The following is an 18,429-nucleotide window of genomic DNA, read 5'->3' as shown; positions in this document are numbered from 1 at the left end:
TAATTTCAGCAAGTTTTTGCATTATCTGTGCAAATTTTTCTGCAAGATCACTCAAGATATCGAAATCACTTCTTGAAAGTCAATTCTGGATTTTGTCATTTTCGTATCGATTTGGTATAGAATTGGCGGCTAAAAATTTAGGGCTGAATCGGGACTGAAATTTAACGTGAAGAATTATAAAATTTAAATATGGCTATTAATTGGTTCAAATATTCTTCTCCAGCCAGTTTTTATTCACTGGCGGGGAAAATGATTCCGATATTCGTTTTTGCTGCGGTAGCACTTTTAGGCGCGGGACTGTATGTCGGTTTTTTTGTTGCGCCTACGGATTTTCAGCAAGGTGAAGCTTACCGGATTATTTTCATTCATGTCCCCGCAGCGTGGATGTCGATGTTTCTGTATGTCGTGATGGCGTTCTGGGCGGGCATTGGCTTGGCGTTTAATACCCGGCTTTCCTCCATGTTTGCAACAGCCATTGCTCCAACTGGTGCGATGTTTACCTTTATAGCGCTTTGGACGGGTGCATTATGGGGCAAACCGATGTGGGGAACCTGGTGGGTATGGGATGCCCGGCTGACTTCCGAATTAATCCTGTTTTTTCTCTATATCGGTTTCATGTCATTGCAAGCAGCCATTGATGACCCGCGTCGCGCAGATAAAGCGGGTGCGATTATTGCCTTGGTTGGCGTGGTGAATGTTCCGATCATTTATTTCTCAGTGCAATGGTGGAATACCTTGCATCAAGGCGCATCCGTCAGTGTCAATCAAGCACCCGCGATGGCGAGCACCATGCTGACAGGCATGCTGATTATGGTATTTGCAAGCTGGATGTATTCCATTGCAGTAATATTGAAGCGTACGCGCGTGATCATTCTGGAACGCGAGAGCCATACAGCATGGGTGGCTGAGTTACATAAGAACGGAGCGATATGATGATTTGGTCAAGCTGGTCGGAGTTTTTTTCAATGGGTGGGTATGGACTTTATGTGTGGGGTTCATACGTTGTGACGCTGATTTGTATCGTGGGTGAGATTTTATTAATTTCAAGACGCCACCGAACTTTGGAAAAACAATACAGTCTCATTTACGGCATCAATAAAGAAGAGATAAAAAATGAAACCACGTCATAAAAAACTTGTAGTGATAGTGTCCGGCGTTGCGGCATTAGGCGTTGCCGCCGTACTCGTATTAAATGCATTTCAAAGTAATCTGGTTTTCTTCTTCAGCCCATCTCAAGTCGTCGCAAAAGAAGCTCCGATTGGAAAAAGTTTCCGGATTGGCGGATTAGTTGAAGAGGGCAGTGTTAAACGTGATGACAGCACGACGACGGTTCGCTTTTCGGTAACGGATACCGCCCAAGCAATACCGGTTGTGTATACCGGCATACTGCCTGATTTATTCAGAGAAGGTAAGGGTGTTGTTGCGCAAGGGAAAATATCCTCGGATGGCATTTTTGTAGCGGATGAAGTGCTGGCCAAGCACGATGAAAACTATATGCCGCCGGAAGCAGCCGAGGCTTTGGAACAAGCTGCCAAAGCACAGAAGGCATCCTTAACACAGTAAATTTTTCCCGGTTTTTCTGATGTAGCCTGAGCATATCATTTCCAAATTCTTAATAACCATTCATTTGTAAGAAAAAATCATGATCCCAGAAATTGGTAATTTTTCTTTAATTCTTGCCTTATTATTAGCCACTATCCAAGGAACACTGCCGATTATCGGTGCGGCTCGCGGTATTCCCTCGTGGATTGCACTCGCAAGACCGGTGGTACAAGGACAATTCGTGTTCGTACTGATTGCATTCGTGTGTTTGGCTTACTCCTTTGTCAGCAGTGACTTCTCAGTCATGAATGTGGCGAAGAACTCAAATACGGAGTTGCCTTTTCATTTCCGCTTGGCGGCAACCTGGGGCTCGCATGAGGGTTCTTTATTATTATGGGTTTTGATGCTGGCGGGCTGGTCAGTTGCGGTCAGTGTCTTTAGCAAGCAATTACCGGATGATATCGTTGCCCGGGTTCTCGGGGTTTTAGGATTGGTCAGCATCGGTTTTCTGGTGTTTATGTTATTCACTTCGAATCCATTCGATCGCCTGTTACCTGCCGCATTTGAAGGGAGCGATTTAAATCCGCTGCTGCAGGATGCCGGTATGGTGATACATCCACCGATGTTGTATATGGGATATGTGGGATTTTCTGTCGCTTTTGCTTTTGCTATCGCGGCATTGTTAAGCGGAAGACTGGATGCTACTTGGGCGCGTTGGTCGCGTCCATGGACGATTGTCGCATGGGTGTTTTTGACCTGTGGAATCATGCTCGGTAGCTGGTGGGCTTATTATGAACTGGGCTGGGGCGGCTGGTGGTTCTGGGATCCGGTCGAGAATGCGTCATTTATGCCGTGGCTGGTCGGTACGGCTTTGGTTCACTCACTGGCGGTGACCGAGAAACGCGGTAGTTTCAAAAGCTGGACGGTTTTGCTGGCGATTTGCGCATTTGCTTTAAGTTTATTAGGTACGTTCTTGGTACGTTCAGGTGTTTTAACTTCGGTACATGCGTTTGCAACCGATCCTGCACGCGGTGTATTTATCCTTGCTTTTCTGGTTATCGTGATTAGCAGTTCACTGTTATTGTTCGCATGGCGTGCGCCCAAGGTGGGTTTGGGTGGCAAATTCGATCTGCTTTCGCGCGAATCCATGCTGTTAGCAAACAATATCTTGTTACTGGTTGCAGCGGCAAGCGTTTTACTGGGAACACTCTATCCATTGATTATCGATGCATTGGGGCTGGGCAAATTGTCGGTAGGCCCTCCTTATTTTGAGGCGATTTTTGTGCCTGTGATGACCCCGGCAATTTTTCTGATCGGCGTTGGTCCCATTTCACGCTGGAAGCAAATGAGTTTGCCGACATTGGCGATCCGCTTGCGCTGGGCGTTTGCCGTAAGTGTGGTTTCTGCTTTGATCGCACCTTATTATATGGGTGAATGGAAACCGATGATTAGCTTCGGTTTATTGTTGGCCTTCTGGATCATAGTCTGCGCATTCGTTAATTTAAAACACCGTATCAGTAATAGCGGCGAAGGCAATTTATTCGTCAAGTTAGCCAGACAATCCAGAAGTTATTACGGTATGCACTGTGCACATATCGGCGTGGCTGTATTCATTATTGGCGTTACTATGGTGAACGGTTACGAAACCGAAAAAGATGTGCGTATGGAGGTTGGCAGCAAAGTAACCGTCGGTGGCTATACTTTTCAGTTTAACGGCACCCGTAATGATGTAGGACCGAATTATAAAGCTGTGATCGGCGATATTGCTGTTATTAAGGATGAACAATTTGTCCGTAATATGTATCCGGAAAAGCGCACTTATAACGCATCCGGTATGGCGATGACGGAAGCAGCGATCGATACCGGCTTTTTACGCGATCTTTATGTGGCTTTAGGTGAACCGTTGACTAATGGCGCCTGGGTGGTTCGCGTTTATCATAAGCCCTTTGTCGATTGGATTTGGTTAGGGTGTCTATTAATGGCTATCGGTGGTATTACCTCAATTACTGATCGCCGCTATCGACTGAAAATTACCAAAAAAGGCGCTGCCACAGTTGAAGAAAAAGAACCGGAAAGTCCAGTAGCAGAATCTCCAGTGGCTGTTGCGCCATCCGTGAATAAAGTTGAATTGGCAACGGAAACAACCAAAGTATGATGCGCTATTTAATTCCACTATTTGCTTTTATGGTGCTGGCAGCATTTTTGCTGGTCGGCCTGACATTGAATCCGCGGCAAGTGCCTTCGCCGTTGATAGACAAGCCGGCACCGAAATTCCAGTTAAATCATTTGCACCAACCCGAACAGATAATGTCTTCAGACGAAAATCTGGGTAAGGTTTGGATGTTAAATGTATGGGCATCGTGGTGTGTTGCGTGCCGTGATGAACATCCTCTGTTAGTACAATTGGCAAGAACTGGGATTGTTCCAATCTATGGACTCAATTACAAAGATGAACGTACTACTGCTTTGCAATGGCTAAAACGCTACGGTGATCCTTACGCCATTAGTATCGTCGATTCTGACGGCAAGGTTGGAATCGATTACGGTGTTTATGGTGTTCCTGAGACTTATGTGATTGATAAAAAGGGTATCATCCGGCATAAACAAATTGGACCTGTCACGGTAGATTCGCTTGAAAAAACCATTATTCCACTCATCAAAGAACTGCAGCAACAAGCATAAACAGATTGTACGAATCACATAAATAAAGGTTGGTTTTGTCATGCTACGTCAATTTAATGGTGTAATGAAAGCCGCAGTGCTTGTTTTTGTTTTATTTCTACTGGCTCCATTAACCGGGTGGTCGAAAGAAGCAGTACCGGTTGCGGAAAATCCCGAGATCGAAAAAAGGATGCTGTTGCTGACGGAAAATTTGCGTTGCCTGGTTTGTCAAAATGAGACCATTGCGGATTCCCGTGCGGATTTTTCAAACGATATCAGACGTGAAATTCGCGAGCAGATAAAAGCCAATAAAACCGATCAGGAAATTGTCCAATTTCTGGTAGATCGATATGGAGATTTTGTGCTTTATGATCCGCCCATCAAACCTACTACATTCCTGTTATGGTTTGGTCCGGTCATTTTGTTTGTGGTTGGATTGGGTTCACTGATTGTTTATTTAAGACGCCGACGTATACAAATAGAGGATGTATCGCTTTCACAAGCACAGCTTGAAGAAGCGGAAGCGTTACTGAATGAAGATAAAAAAGGTAAAAACGTATGACGGCTTTTTGGGTTATTTCTGGGATTTTTATTGTCACCGCACTGTTGTTCATTATCCCAACATTGCTGCGGAGTAGGGACAATCAGTTAAAAAATTTAGAGCACGATGCAGTCAATATTACCGTGTATCGCGATCAAATTGCCGAACTTGATCGCGACTTGGAGAACGATATTCTCAGCCGGGAACAGTACGACAGAAGTAAGCAGGAGCTGCAACAGCGGATGCTGCAGGATGTGACTGAGCGCGATAAACTGGTAATAGGGAAAAATAAGAAAATCCGCAATGTCGTACTGTCGACTTTTATTGCATTGACGCTGCCATTGGCGGCTATCAGTTTGTATCTTGTGATCGGCGATACGCGCGGTTTGCTGCCGCAAGCGCAACTTGCCAGTGCGACCCAGCAAATGAATCGCGATGGTGGAGGCGCTCCGGCAGGCCATGATAATTTCTCATCCGTATTGGATAATTTGATTGCGCGGCTGAATAACAATCCGGAAGACATCGAAGGCTGGATTATGCTCGGTCGTACCTATGCAATCATGGGACGGTACGCGGAAGCCGGCAGTACCTATGCCAAGCTGGTGGAGCTGATTCCCGACAGTCCGCAGATATTGAGCGATTATGCCGATGTTCTGGCAATGAAGAATCAAGGCAATTTGTCGGGTAAACCGGCCGAATTGATTTACGAAGCATTACGCATTGATCCTAAATATCCTAAAGCGTTGGCTTTAGCGGGCACGGCTGAATTCGAACAAGAAAGATATGCACAAGCAGCGGAATATTGGGAAAAATTGCTGGAAGGAATTCCTGCGGATTCCCCACTAGCCCAATCAGTGAAAGAAAGTATCGCCGAAGCTAAATTACTTGCTTCAGGCGGCAAGCCCGCAGCGCCGGAACAAGCGGTTAAAGTTGCGGAATCGAAACAAGAAGCCAGCACACAGCCCGTGGAAAAAGCCATGAGCTCGGATTCACCTGCGGCAACATCGCTTTCAGTGTCCGGTCAGGTATCGATTAGCAGTGATCTGGTAGCGAAAATCTCGGCGAATGACACTTTGTTCATATACGCTCGAGCCAAATCGGGGCCGAAAATGCCACTGGCTATCTTGCGGTTGAAAGCCAGCGATCTTCCGGCAACATTCACGCTGACGGATGATATGGCGATGACGCCAACCATGAAAATGTCGAGCTTTCCGGAAGTCGTGATCGAAGCCAGAGTATCGAAGTCCGGGCAGGCATTCACTGCCAGCGGAGATCTGCAAGGATTCAGCGAACCCGTTAAATTGGGCCACAATAATATATCGATCGTCATCAATAAACAGGTTCCATAAAAAATGTTAGCGATTAATCACCCGGTTGAAGATTTTGTTCTACCTTCGACTGACAATAAAGAATTCTCGTTGTCAGCTCATAGAGGAAAACATGTGATTATTTATTTTTACCCCAAAGACGATACGCCGGGATGTACCTTGGAGGGTCAGGATTTTCGTGATCGCTGGCATGAGTTTACTGAGAAAAATTGTATCGTTGCGGGTGTTTCACGGGATAGCGTTAAGTCGCATCAGAATTTTAAAGAAAAAATGCAGTTTCCCTTTGAATTATTAAGCGATGAAGACGAAAAAGTCTGCAATTTGTTTGATGTCATGAAAATGAAAAACATGTACGGCAAGCAAGTTCGCGGCATCGAACGCAGTACATTTGTCATCGATGCGCAAGGGATTTTAAGAAAAGAGTGGCGCGGCGTGAAAGTGCCGGGTCACGTTCAAGAAGTTCTGGATTTCGCCACTACACTCAATCAGTAGCCGTTTTGGTTAATGATAAAAGCTGTTATCACTTTCACTTCCTTTTCGATTCCTAAATAGTTGTTCTGCGCCACGAAGTAGTTATATGATTTGCCAGGATCACATTTGATGAAAATGGCAAGGCATAAATGACTTACTTATTCAATAATCCGGCGCAATTTGCCGACGAACTGGTCGAAGGCTTTGCCGCCGTGCACCGGAATACAATACAACGTGTCAATGGTGGCGTAATTCGCCGACATAAAGCCAAACCGGGACAGGCCGTCATGATCATCGGCGGCGGATCGGGTCATTACCCCGCTTTTGGCGGGTTTGTCGGTCAAGGATTGGCGCACGGTGCTGCGTTAGGAAATGTTTTTGCCGCACCCTCGGCACAGCAAATCTGCCAAGTGGCGCAAGCGGTGAATGCAGGCGGTGGCATTCTGTTTTGCTACGCCAATTACGCTGGTGACGTACTCAATTTCGAGCAAGCGCAAGCACAGCTTCGTGCGCAAGGTATCGATGTGCGTTCGGTGGTGGTGGCCGATGACATCGCATCGGCCGCGGTTGCTGAGCAACATAAACGCCGCGGCATTGCCGGTACTTTACCGGTATTCAAAGCCGCCGCTGTTGCCGCCGATGCGGGCAAGCCGCTTGATGACGTGGTTCGCATTGCCACAGCAGCCAAAGAGCGTGTGCGTTCGTTGGGTGTCGCCTTTTCCGGTTGCACCCTGCCGGGCGCTAATAAGCCGTTGTTCAAAGTTGCCAGTGGAAAAATGGAAGTCGGTATGGGCATCCACGGCGAACCCGGTTTGTATCGCATCGATGCGCCTTCTGCCGATGGCTTGGCGGAAATGCTGGTGGAGAAATTGCTCGCCGAAATTCCGCCGCCGATTAATAGTCCTGCCGGTGCGCGCGTGAGTGTGATCCTGAACGGTTTGGGTGCGGTTAAGTACGAAGAATTGTTTGTTATTTACCGCAAAATTGATCAATTGCTATCCCAGTACGGACTGATCATCGTCGAGCCGGTGGTGGATGAGTTGATTACCAGCTTCGATATGGCCGGCGTTTCACTGACGTTATTCTGGCTTAACGATGAACTTGAGCAGACCTGGATTGCAGCAGCGGATACACCCGCGTTTCATCGCGGCACTATCATGCCAGCAGAGCAATCCGAAGAAAATATCGCCGTAGCCATTCAACCTATCCAAGATCAGCAGCCGTTAAGAACCGGTTCCATTGATTCACGAGCTGCTGCAAAAGTCGTGGTAGCCGCACTTGAAGCGGCCCGGGATGCGATTGCACTGCAACAGGAAGCGCTTGGCCGTTTGGATGCCATTGCGGGAGACGGCGATCACGGCATCGGCATGCAGCGCGGACTTACCGCAGCTGTTGAAACCGCCAAAGCGGCATTGGATGCTCAAACCGGCGCAGGCACAATGCTGACGGTAGCCGGCGATGCCTGGTCCGATCGCGCGGGCGGCACATCCGGGATGTTGTGGGGTGTCATTCTACGTAACCTTGGCAATGCCATTGGCGATGAAGTCAAACCGGACGCCGTAACGCTTGCAACGGGCGTAACAGCTGCATTGGAAGCGGTCATCAGTTTGGGTAAAGCGCAATTGAACGACAAAACCTTGGTCGACGTGCTGTATCCATTCTCCGCAGCCCTGACTCAAAGCGCCACACAAGGTCTTTCAATCACCGAAGCCTGGACAGCGGCTGCGGAAATTGCCGGACAATCCGCCGAAGCGACCAAAAATCTCACCCCCAAAATAGGCCGTGCGCGTCCGCACGCGGGAAAAAGTATCGGCACACCGGATCCGGGCGCTGTTTCGATGGCGTTGATTATTGGTGCGGTGGGTAAAATTATTAGAAAACATTGCGCTTGATGTGCAGGTATCAAAAAAATGATGATCGATTTTTCACACACCTGATAATAGAACTAAACTGTAGGATGGATAAGTGAAACGCCATCCACCGAAATCATTCATGATGAACTATGACTAATGGTGGATGACGCTACGCTTATCACACCCTACTTGCTACTACTTGCCATGCTGAAACTGATTGTTAACCCACAAAAGGTATATCTGAAGCTGTTACATCCGCTTTAATACCATGCTGATTGATAAGCATTTTGACAGCATTGATTCTTCTGTTTTTTTCTTGCGTGTTTTTGGTAGGACCAACGATGATACGTTTGATTGGCAGAGTTTTATTGGGTATTGATGTTACTCCATCAAATAGATCGATATAAGGTACCAACGCTCCAGCGCGGGAAAAATATTTTCTTGAAATTTCATTTAAAGTAATTCCTTCCGCTTTCATATCTTCATCAAATTTTTCATGGTGCAGGGGATAAGGTAAAGCAATAACACGAACTTCACTCTCTTCTCTGAACCCCCAATGCTTATACCTACATGCACAATGCATTAGCGAAAAATAAATTTTATCTAAATTTTTCTCTCTTCCACTTAAATGAGCATCGAAGAAATTCTTAATGACAATTAAATCTTCTTCAAATTCTTCAATAAACTTAAAATCAGAATCGGACGAATAAACCACATCTGCAAAGAATGCATACATGCTATTTTTCATTTTCTTGCCAACATCTTTTAGCAATTCAAAAAATTGTTTAGTATCGAAAACTATCGCATAGCCATCTTCACGTCCATATCCGCGCCACTGGCTTAATAAACCGTGCTTTGCGACTTGAACACAAACTTCTTTTTCTAGTCCTGATGTTGTGCAAAATGAAGCAATATAAGGCTCTGCGAGAGCATCTTTAAGAAGAATTTTTTCATTCACATTACGGGTTTCTTGGATAAATGAATCAACTACTTTTTTTCTACCGCCTTTTCGATCAATATCGGATTGTTTAATGGAACCTTTCTCAAGCAATTTATCAAGATATTGATTGACGTTAGTTCGCAAGATAGCAGGTAAGCGGTGCTTTAAGAAATGTCTTATTTCCTCAGAGTCATTCAGGTATGCATAATGCGTAGCCCAAATGCTTTGGCTTTCGACAATACCAATTAAACCTTTGGCATTGGTGTAATGAAAAAGCTCAGGATGATCCTCTGCGAGACTATTTGTCATGTATTGGAATATATTGTGAATTTGACATACACCAATTTTATATCAAGTCTCCCAATAAGTTACAGTAAGCACAGTCTATCTCGTCAACCCCGCATACAATACCGGCAATTTCTCCGGCAGCTGTTCCACATGATCGACCACCAGATAATTGCATTCGCTGAAAATGCGTGAAACATGCTGATCGGCGCGCGGGTCAAGGTTTATGCAGTAGGTCAGAATGCCGGAGCGGCCGACTTCCTTCACTGCCTTTTTGGTGTCGTGGCGCAGCGCAGGTATTGGAGGGCTGTGTACGTCGACATCCGCCGGTTCGCCGTTGGTAATCAACAGCAGCAGTTTTTTCGCCGATTTAGGTGTTACTCCATTGACCTATCGTGCCTATCGTTATTCCCGCGAAGACGGGAATCTATAATGTATATAGATGTGCACGATTAACAGGATTGCTGCGCTTTCAGGCGTCGGTGCACTCTATCGTGCTAATGCCAAGCAGACTTGCAACGCATTATTGCTTGATCAGGGTAAGTTTTTTTGCTCCGGAAAAAGTTGATGCGACGCTATTCACTTGCTCAATTGTTAATGTGCTGCCAATTTGCTGTGTTCTGACGGTCGCTCCTGCCGAGCTTATTTCCGTGCCGTAAGAATAGGTCAGCGAGCTTTGTGTTTCAAAATTGCTGCCTTCTCTTGAAAAACCTGAACTGATAATACTATTGTTAGCTGCAGGGCCAGTTTGCCAGCTGTATGAAGTGACACCCGCCGGACAGCCGGTTCCGCTGGACGTAATGGTCAGTAGGTAAGTGCGGCGGCCATCCGCACCGATCGACGGGGCTTCTAGTGAGAAAAAGCAAGGCAGTGCCGCGGCTGGTGCGCCTGAGACAATGCCGGCATATGTACCAGGCAAGAAATTCATTGTGCTGACGGAAGTCGGAGCAACAGGGCCGGTCGACGGTGTCGCTGAAATAAGCTTTGCCCCGAACGAGCCATCAGCTAACGTACTGAAATCCATTTCTACATCGTAGTAAACGGTGGTTCCCGCGGATTGCACCGGAATGTTTGTTGCACGAATCAAGCGGCCGGCGCCGGAAAGCACTGATTCTGCAAAATCGACCGTTAAGTTTGTTCCGGGTATTTCTTCAGGGCCTGCATGGGTTTTCGATATACCCGCGGAAAGTATCAATGCAAATATGACGGATGAGTAAATTTTATTATTTTTCATTGTTGTCTCACTTCTTATATAAGATAGGGTACGTTATTGTTTTTAATTTAAAAGCCGCTACGGGCGATTTAAATATTCCTAATCGTACCATTAATGCGCCGCATGAATGTTTAAAACCTGCTAACGCCTTACCGTGTTAAGCCCGCATACAACACCGGCAGTTTTTCCGGCAACCGCTCCACATGATCCACCACCAGATAATTGCGTTCGCCAAAAATGCGCGAGACGTATTGGTCTGCGCGCGGATCCAGACTCATACAATAGGTGAGGATGCCGGAGCGGCCGGCTTCTTCCACCGCTTTTTTGGTGTCGTGACGCAGGTATTGCGGGTCGCGCACATCAACGTCGGCCGGTTCGCCGTCGGTGATGACGAGCAGCAGTTTTTTCGCCGATTTTTGCAATTTCAGGTAATGCGTGGCGTGGCGCATCGCGGCACCCATGCGGGTTGAAAGTTGTCCTGTCATGCCGGCGAGCCGGGCTTTCGGGGTTTCGTCGTAGGGTTGATCGAAATCCTTGAAGCGGAAATATTCGACATCGTGCCGTCCATCCGAACAGAAGCCGTGAATGGCAAACGGGTCGCCGATTTTATTGATGGCGTTGGCAAGCAATACCGTCGCTTGGCGCGTCAGGTCGAGCACCGAGTAATCATGCCCAGCGACTTTCTCGTTGGTCGATTCGGATAAATCGAGCAATACCAGCACCGAGATGTCGCGCACTTTGCGCACCGAGCGCATCATGATGCGTGGATCGGGTTGCATGCCCATGCGGATGTCGATCATTGAACGGATCGCGGCGTTGATGTCGATTTCATCGCCGTCTTCCAGTTTGCGGATACGGCGCGTGCCTTGCGGTTGCATGGCGTCCAACAGGAACTTCATGCGCGCGATTTCGCGTTTGTACTGGTTGGCGATGTCGTCGATGCATTGCATGTCGCCCATTTTGGCGCGTTTTTCCTGCACCGTCGCCCAATCCGGGCGTTCCAGTTGAATCTGGTAATCCCATTCGGAATAGTGATAGGGTGCCGAGACCGGCTCCTTGCCTTCCATATCGTTGTACGATACACCCATGTCTTCATACGGGAAGAATTCGGTGCCCATGACCCAGATTTCTTCGGCGTCATCACCGGCGGTTTCCACGTCGAGTTCGTTGGCGAATTCCATCACATTGACGTATTTGCGTATTTGTTTCGGCGCATCGTATCCGGCGGACAGCGATTTGTTGAAGTCGAATTCCTCGAATTCCCAGAAATACCGGTTGTCGTCGCGGTACGGCGCGGTGAGCACGTCGGTACGTGGGTTGTAGGGAATTTTTTTGTCCATGAAACTGTGTGCGAGCTGCACGCCGATGTCCCACGAAGTTTTGTGGCTATTGAGCTTATCGTGCGCGGCTTTGAACAGTTTGCGGCCTTCCGCGATCCACGGATCCTTGTCTTTGTAATCCGGGTCGAGCAGGGCGCGTGCCAGACGGTTCAGATAATCGCCCATGGTGGCGTTCATGTCCGGGTTTGCGTCGTGCAACACCGACCAAGTTTTGCGCAGTCCTGGAAAACGGCGGATCGATAATTCTTCGATGCGCGCGTCTTCAATAACGGAAATCACCGCCATTTGCAGCGGATTCAAACTTTCCGCGGAAATCGGCTCCTTGGTTTCGACCAGATGCGCGGCGGCATGGGCGGCAGCGGCGCGGTAGACTTCGGTAGCGGAAATATCGCCGAAGCTATCGTAAGCATCGGGCAGGTGAATAAAATAGTTTTCGATGAACGGTTTGTAGCCTTCGCGTGTTTCAAAGTCGCCGGAAGTCGGTTTCATAAAGAAATCACGTGCCCACAAGGCGCGTAGATACATATTGATACGCCGTTGCACATCAACGAACAGCGTGCCTTTGCGTTCTTTCTGCAATACCGCGAGCGATTCCTTCGATTCGAGTCCGAAATAACGAATTTGCTCTTCGTAGTCGGTGCGATGCGCGTGCGCGCCCCACATGGCCCAGCGGCGCAGGCCGCCGAGGGTCAGCTGGCCGAATAGAATATCCAGTTTGTTAAGCATGGGACGCATGCCGCGCGGTGCCTGGGCGATCAACGTATTCAGGAATTGCAGGTAATTCTGGAACAACTGTGTATCGCCCAAACGCTTGGCGGCAGTCGGGGCAGTGGCTAACACCAATTCAATGACAGCGCCCGAAGTTCTTGAGGCGAGCGAAAGCACGGTGGTCGCCAGATCACTGATAATATCTTCACCAATTTCTTTAGCGACTAATGGGATTTCGTCGATCCAGCAATCCACTAAGCTGCGCCCGCGCCCTAATCCGCGAATCGCCGATGCACCTTTCAGATAATTATCCAATCCACGCGCTGAAAAAGTTTTAACCACTTCGGGCCAAGCATGATTGAGTAGCTCAATCGATTCCGGCTCCAGATCCTCGAGCAATTCTTTGTAATCGTCCAGATTGATACTCATGGCAGCACCTATTTACGTTTCAGAACAGTCAACCTATTTGCTGATAGCAGTTTTTAATTAAAAAACGTGCTGACAGCCGCATCCAGCGCATCGCGCATATCCGGATCGTCAGTGATCGGACGCACCAAAGCTACGCGGCAAGCCGCATGCGCATCGACTTTCTTGGCGATCAGGCTGCCGGCGTAGATCAGCATACGGGTTGAAATCCCTTCATCCAGGCCATGTCCCTTGAGGTTACGCGCGCGTTCCGCGATCGATACCAGTTTTTCGGCGATGTCGACGGCTACACCGGATTCGTGGGCAACGATTTCGCTTTCGATGTCATGACTTGGGTAATTGAAATCGAGCGCACCGAAACGCTGTTTGGTCGATTGCTTCAAATCCTTCATCAAACTTTGATAGCCGGGGTTGTATGAAATGACGATCTGAAAATCCTCGTGCGCTTGAATCAATTCGCCTTTTTTCTCCAGCGGCAATACGCGGCGGTTATCGGTCAACGGGTGAATCACCACGGTGGTGTCCTGGCGTGCTTCTACAACTTCATCCAGATAGCAGATCGCGCCATAACGTGCGGCAACGGCGAGCGGGCCGTCTTGCCAGCGCGTGCCGTTGGCGTCCAGCAGAAAACGGCCGACCAGATCGGACGCGGTCATGTCTTCGTTACAAGCAACGGTGATCAGTGGTTTTTTCAGTTTCCATGCCATGTATTCGACAAAGCGCGTTTTGCCGCAGCCGGTCGGGCCTTTCAGCATCATCGGCATGCGTACCGAATAGGCGGCTTCATAGAGTTTTACTTCATCTGCAACGGAATGGTAATAAGGTTCTTTTTTAATACGATACTGGTCGATGATATCGCTCATGACAAACTCCTGTGAGAACTATCTTTATCGAAAATTTGCACAATAAATTCCGGTGAAAAAAAACCCCCTGCCCTAATAAGGGTGAAGGGGGTCTTGCGGGTTCGAACCCCGTTGTTACTTAAACAGTCTTGCCGCGGTATATCACCATGGCTGTGCCTTGGGATTGGTTAAAGTTGTTGTAACCAATCAAACGGACGTGATTGTTCGGATTCGCTTTATGACAAGCGGCGGCTTCTGCCAGCACGCGTTCTACATCAGTTTCACCAAACATAGGCAGTTTCCACATATACCAGTAGGAATCCATAACATACTCAGGTTCGGTATGTTCGATCGCTGGGTTCCAGCCTTTGCTGATTAAATATTGCACTTGTTTCTTGATATCCTTGTCGGCCATTGCAGGCAGATAGGAAAATGTTTCAAATTTACGGCTTGCTGGATCACTAACACGTGATTTGTAATCAATTACTTCGCTCATTATTTTTCCTTAACTTTAGTGAGATGAAGGAGAAAAGCAGCATTTAATCATCAGCCTTTCTCCTTGGCTATAGAGTGCTTACTTGTGGGCTATGTCCAGTTTATCAACGGTATCAAACTCGAACTTGATCTCTTTCCATGTTTCCATGGCGATTTTCAGTTCTGGACTGCTTTTCGCTGCCTTGGTCAAGATCGCTTTGCCTTCTTTCTCGATTTCAACGCCTTGGTTACGCGCTTCAACGCAAGCTTCCAATGCCACACGGTTAGCAGCGGCGCCAGCAGCGTTACCCCATGGATGGCCTAAAGTACCACCACCGAATTGCAAGCAAGCATCGTCACCGAAGATTGCGACCAGTGCTGGCATATGCCAAACGTGAATACCACCGGAAGCTACAGGGAATACGCCTGGCATAGAACCCCAATCTTGATCGAAGAACAGGCCGCGGCTGCGGTCTTCTTTGATGAATTTGTCGCGCATGGTATCGATCCAGCCCAGTGTTGCTGCACGATCGCCTTCCAGTTTACCTACCACGGTACCGGAGTGCAGGTGATCACCACCCGACAAACGCAGCACTTTGGTTAAAACGCGGAAATGAATACCATGGTGCGGGTTACGGTCGAGCACGGCGTGCATTGCACGATGGATGTGCAGCAACATTCCGTTGTTGCGGCACCAGTTGGCCAGTCCCGTATTAGCTGTTAAACCACCGGTCAAGTAGTCATGCATAATGATCGGCGCGCCTAATTCTTTAGCGAACTCTGCACGTTTGTACATTTCTTCCGGGGTTGGTGCTGTCACGTTCAGGTAGTGACCTTTACGTTCTCCGGTTTCGCGTTCAGCTTTTTGGCAAGCTTCCACTACGAATTGGAAACGATCGCGCCAACGCATGAACGGCTGGCTGTTAACGTTTTCATCGTCCTTGGTCAGATCCAGACCGCCGCGCAGACATTCGTATACAGCACGGCCATAATTTTTAGCAGACAGACCCAGCTTAGGCTTAATGGTGCAACCTAACAATGCGCGGCCATATTTGTTCAAGCGATCGCGTTCTACTTGAATACCGGTTGGAGGTCCGCCGCAGGTTTTGACGTAGGCAATCGGGAAGCGGACATCTTCCAGACGCAGTGCGCGCAATGCTTTAAAACCAAACACGTTACCAACCAGCGAGGTCAATACGTTGACTACAGAACCTTCTTCGAAAAGATCGATCGGGTAAGCTACGAAAGCATAGAAGCAGGTGTCATCGCCAGGTACGTCTTCAATCTTATAAGCACGTCCTTTGTAGTAATCCAGATCGGTCAACAGATCTGTCCATACTGTGGTCCAGGTACCTGTGGAAGATTCTGCCGCTACTGCTGCAGCAACTTCTTCACGTGGCACGCCGGGTTGTGGTGTAATTTTGAAACATGCCAAAAGATCGGTATCCAGTGGCGTGTAATCAGGGGTCCAGTAAGTTTGGCGATATTCTTTTACACCAGCGTTATATATTTTTACGGCCATAATTTTTCTCCAGTTAAATTCCACTCAACTTCGGCCAACAGTACAGACAGAAACGAGAGGAGATTGCGTTACAAACAACAAACATGACTACTCAAATCTATGGAACGCACTATAGCGCTATTTATCCATAAGAACAAATCAGTAATTTTGATGTTTATAATAAGGTTATACTTATAATAAACTTACTGAGCTGACATATGCTGCATCTTACTTTGCGACAACTAAAGGTATTTGAATCGGTTGCCCGGCATTTGAGTTATTCGCGCGCCGCTGAGGAACTACATCTGACTCAACCCGCTGTTTCCATGCAAATTAAACAACTGGAAGACAACATCAGTTTACCGCTTTTTGAGCACTTGGGTAAACGAATTTATCTGACCGAGGCAGGGCGCGAGCTGTATCAATACAGCCGGGCAATTTCGCAGCAATTGACCGACATGGAAGTGGCGCTGGACGAATTGAAAGGCATGGAACGCGGGAAGTTGAATATCTCGGTGGTAACCACTGCCAATTATTTCGCGCCGCATTTATTGGCGAAGTTCTGTCAGCGCTTTCGCGGTGTGACCGTCAGTTTGAATGTTTCCAACCGGGAAACCGTCCTAAAACAATTGACCGATAACTTGATCGACCTTGCGATTATGGGGCAACCGCCCGAGAATCTCGATATCGATAGCGAATCTTTCATGGAGAACCCGCTGGTGGTTGTGGCTCCGCCAAGTCATCCATTATGCCAGGAGCACAATATTCCGGTTAAGCGCCTAGCCAACGAGACTTTTCTCGTGCGTGAATCGGGCTCGGGAACGCGCAGCGCTATGGAACGGTTTTTTGCCGCGCATAAAATCAACATTAATAAAGGGATGGAAACGGATACCACGGAAGCGATCAAACAAGCCGTTCAAGCGGGTATGGGATTGGGCATCATGTCGCAGCATACCGCAGAATTGGAGCTGGAGACCGGCCGCTTAAAAATCCTTGAAGTGCAAGGTTTTCCGATTATCCGCTATTGGCATGTCGTAAATAGGAAAAATAAGCGCTTATCGAGTGTCGCCAATGCTTTCAGGGAATTTTTATTGAAAGAGGCAGCTAAATTGCTGGACGAATCGAAGAATTAATATTGTGGTTGATAAGGGTTAATTTCTAGCTTACTATGCAATGTAAGAATATGATTACATTCTTAAGTTGAGATATTCAATGTCAGATCTTAATCGCTGCGATGAAAAACAGTCAGACAACATTAATTCAACCGAATGGAATGTTTATCTGGAATGCGGAGTGGTTGCCCTGATCATTTTATTGATCGATTTTGCGACTCCGCTCGGTATTGCCAACGGTATTCTTTACGTCATTGTTGTGCTGATTTCTTTAAGATCCCCCGAGAAACGCTTTACCCTCATCATCGCTTTCATCTGTACAGTATTGGTTGGCATCGGTTATTTAGGATCGCCGCCCAGTGAAATTCCGCTCTATCAAGTTTTTACCAATCGTTTTCTGGCATTGTTTGTGATTTGGCTAACCGCAATATTAGCGCTGAAACAGCGGGATAAAACGGCGGCATTGCATCAAGCGCGATTAAAGTATCTGCAATCGGTTAAAGAGATCGAAATGCGGGAAGAAAAATTAAGAGTGCTGAAAGCGACGATGCGCACGGTGCAGGACATCACCGGTAATTTTCTCAACAATTTGTATTTCTTTAAACTGGAAATCGAAAAAAATAACACCTTGACTCCCGAGTCTGCCGTCAAACTGGATGAACTTATTCACGATACATCGCAACGTTTAAGTAAATTGGGTGATTTGGAAGAGGTCCGCGAAAAGAAAATGGCGGGCGACATGATCGGTATCGAATACGAGCATTCTTTAAAAAATGAAGCTACAATACAGCGCGTCGAGCCGAATGAAAATATAACAAAGGAAAAATAATGACGGGGCAAGGATCGGGTGGAAATGTCGTTGCGGCTGTATGCAGCTTTTTTATACCGGGATTGGGACAATTGGTTCAAGGGCGCGTGCTCCCGGCGCTGCTGTTTTTTTTGATCACCGCTGTCGGCTATTTTTTCTGGGTACTGATCATTCCTGCCGTCATTGCCGGGATTTTTCATCTGTGGTCTATCATCGATGCCGCGCGTTTTACCGTAACTGCTTAATACACTTATCGTTCTCATTTTTCAGGCCTCCCGCTTCGCTGCTGTGCAGAACGCTTACACTTCCATTTGATTCTTAATCCATGTCCACACCAAAACAAACTTCACATAAAGTTGGCTTTATTTGTAAGAAATCTCAGGG

At 47.5% G+C, this 18,429-nt stretch carries 18 protein-coding genes and 1 pseudogene; 12 read left to right on the top strand and 7 right to left on the bottom strand.

All coding sequences use genetic code 11. From position 1 onward, the window contains the following. Positions 1–189 precede the first annotated feature (189 nt). The 9 genes from ABD07_RS09730 to ABD07_RS09690 all read left to right on the top strand — a co-directional run bounded on the left by ABD07_RS09730 (position 190) and on the right by ABD07_RS09690 (position 8,435). Positions 190–933 carry a heme ABC transporter permease gene (locus tag ABD07_RS09730; RefSeq protein WP_160818110.1) on the top strand — a complete coding sequence of 248 codons (744 nt, stop codon included), beginning with the start codon at positions 190–192 and terminating at the stop codon, positions 931–933. Further along, a complete protein-coding gene (gene ccmD, locus ABD07_RS09725) occupies positions 930–1,130 on the top strand; it encodes a heme exporter protein CcmD (protein WP_317538056.1) in 201 nt (66 codons plus the stop codon). The genes ABD07_RS09730 and ccmD overlap by 4 nt, the downstream gene beginning before the upstream one ends. Next, the gene (ccmE, locus tag ABD07_RS09720) at positions 1,114–1,563 is read left to right on the top strand and encodes a cytochrome c maturation protein CcmE (protein ID WP_108697084.1); all 450 of its coding nucleotides are present in this window, start codon (positions 1,114–1,116) and stop codon (positions 1,561–1,563) included. The genes ccmD and ccmE overlap by 17 nt, the downstream gene beginning before the upstream one ends. Positions 1,564–1,642: 79 nt before the next feature. Further along, positions 1,643–3,697: a heme lyase CcmF/NrfE family subunit gene (locus tag ABD07_RS09715; RefSeq protein ID WP_108697085.1), complete on the top strand. Its 2,055-nt coding sequence runs from the start codon at positions 1,643–1,645 to the stop codon at positions 3,695–3,697. After that, positions 3,694–4,224, top strand: coding sequence for a DsbE family thiol:disulfide interchange protein (locus ABD07_RS09710; RefSeq protein WP_108697086.1), 531 nt, complete (start codon positions 3,694–3,696; stop codon positions 4,222–4,224). Before ABD07_RS09715 ends, ABD07_RS09710 begins: the two co-directional genes overlap by 4 nt. A gap of 40 nt (positions 4,225–4,264) precedes the next feature. Next, positions 4,265–4,765, top strand: a complete 501-nt coding sequence (locus tag ABD07_RS09705; protein ID WP_108697087.1) for a cytochrome c-type biogenesis protein CcmH — start codon at positions 4,265–4,267, stop codon at positions 4,763–4,765. Then, the gene (gene ccmI / locus ABD07_RS09700) at positions 4,762–6,093 is read left to right on the top strand and encodes a c-type cytochrome biogenesis protein CcmI (RefSeq protein WP_160818109.1); all 1,332 of its coding nucleotides are present in this window, start codon (positions 4,762–4,764) and stop codon (positions 6,091–6,093) included. Before ABD07_RS09705 ends, ccmI begins: the two co-directional genes overlap by 4 nt. Positions 6,094–6,096: 3 nt before the next feature. Then, on the top strand, positions 6,097–6,564 hold the full coding sequence (locus ABD07_RS09695; protein ID WP_160818108.1) for a peroxiredoxin: 468 nt from the start codon (positions 6,097–6,099) through the stop codon (positions 6,562–6,564). 128 nt (positions 6,565–6,692) lie between these two features. Next, the gene (locus tag ABD07_RS09690) at positions 6,693–8,435 is read left to right on the top strand and encodes a dihydroxyacetone kinase family protein (RefSeq protein WP_160818107.1); all 1,743 of its coding nucleotides are present in this window, start codon (positions 6,693–6,695) and stop codon (positions 8,433–8,435) included. Positions 8,436–8,616: 181 nt separating this feature from the next. Here ABD07_RS09690 and ABD07_RS09685 read toward each other — a convergent pair whose 3' ends face one another. The 7 genes and pseudogenes from ABD07_RS09685 to ABD07_RS09655 form a co-directional block, all read right to left on the bottom strand. Next, complete coding sequence (locus ABD07_RS09685) at positions 8,617–9,645, bottom strand: DUF2971 domain-containing protein (protein WP_160818106.1); 1,029 nt, start codon at positions 9,643–9,645, stop codon at positions 8,617–8,619. Positions 9,646–9,720: 75 nt separating this feature from the next. Beyond that, positions 9,721–9,993 (bottom strand): annotated as a pseudogene (locus ABD07_RS09680) (VWA domain-containing protein); the annotation flags it as partial. A gap of 151 nt (positions 9,994–10,144) precedes the next feature. Beyond that, the gene (locus ABD07_RS09675; protein ID WP_108697092.1) at positions 10,145–10,855 is read right to left on the bottom strand and encodes a hypothetical protein; all 711 of its coding nucleotides are present in this window, start codon (positions 10,853–10,855) and stop codon (positions 10,145–10,147) included. 128 nt (positions 10,856–10,983) lie between these two features. Further along, the gene (locus tag ABD07_RS09670; RefSeq protein WP_160818105.1) at positions 10,984–13,311 is read right to left on the bottom strand and encodes a nitric oxide reductase activation protein NorD; all 2,328 of its coding nucleotides are present in this window, start codon (positions 13,309–13,311) and stop codon (positions 10,984–10,986) included. A 53-nt stretch (positions 13,312–13,364) separates the two neighbouring features. Continuing rightward, positions 13,365–14,171 carry a CbbQ/NirQ/NorQ/GpvN family protein gene (locus ABD07_RS09665; RefSeq protein ID WP_160818104.1) on the bottom strand — a complete coding sequence of 269 codons (807 nt, stop codon included), beginning with the start codon at positions 14,169–14,171 and terminating at the stop codon, positions 13,365–13,367. A 118-nt stretch (positions 14,172–14,289) separates the two neighbouring features. Continuing rightward, positions 14,290–14,646, bottom strand: coding sequence for a ribulose bisphosphate carboxylase small subunit (locus ABD07_RS09660; protein WP_107803688.1), 357 nt, complete (start codon positions 14,644–14,646; stop codon positions 14,290–14,292). A gap of 78 nt (positions 14,647–14,724) precedes the next feature. After that, on the bottom strand, positions 14,725–16,146 hold the full coding sequence (locus ABD07_RS09655) for a form I ribulose bisphosphate carboxylase large subunit (RefSeq protein WP_108697096.1): 1,422 nt from the start codon (positions 16,144–16,146) through the stop codon (positions 14,725–14,727). A gap of 197 nt (positions 16,147–16,343) precedes the next feature. Between ABD07_RS09655 and ABD07_RS09650 the strand changes: the two genes are divergently transcribed. From ABD07_RS09650 to ABD07_RS09640, 3 genes are all read left to right on the top strand, one after another. Further along, positions 16,344–17,258 carry a LysR family transcriptional regulator gene (locus tag ABD07_RS09650; protein ID WP_160818103.1) on the top strand — a complete coding sequence of 305 codons (915 nt, stop codon included), beginning with the start codon at positions 16,344–16,346 and terminating at the stop codon, positions 17,256–17,258. A gap of 79 nt (positions 17,259–17,337) precedes the next feature. Next, on the top strand, positions 17,338–18,066 hold the full coding sequence (locus tag ABD07_RS09645; protein WP_160818102.1) for a hypothetical protein: 729 nt from the start codon (positions 17,338–17,340) through the stop codon (positions 18,064–18,066). After that, the gene (locus tag ABD07_RS09640) at positions 18,066–18,290 is read left to right on the top strand and encodes a hypothetical protein (RefSeq protein WP_108697099.1); all 225 of its coding nucleotides are present in this window, start codon (positions 18,066–18,068) and stop codon (positions 18,288–18,290) included. Before ABD07_RS09645 ends, ABD07_RS09640 begins: the two co-directional genes overlap by 1 nt. The last annotated feature ends 139 nt before the right edge of the window (positions 18,291–18,429 follow it).

It is taken from the genome of Nitrosomonas oligotropha, assembly GCF_009833085.1.
Taxonomy (GTDB): domain Bacteria; phylum Pseudomonadota; class Gammaproteobacteria; order Burkholderiales; family Nitrosomonadaceae; genus Nitrosomonas; species Nitrosomonas oligotropha.
This window is presented reverse-complemented; position numbering and strand designations above follow the sequence as displayed.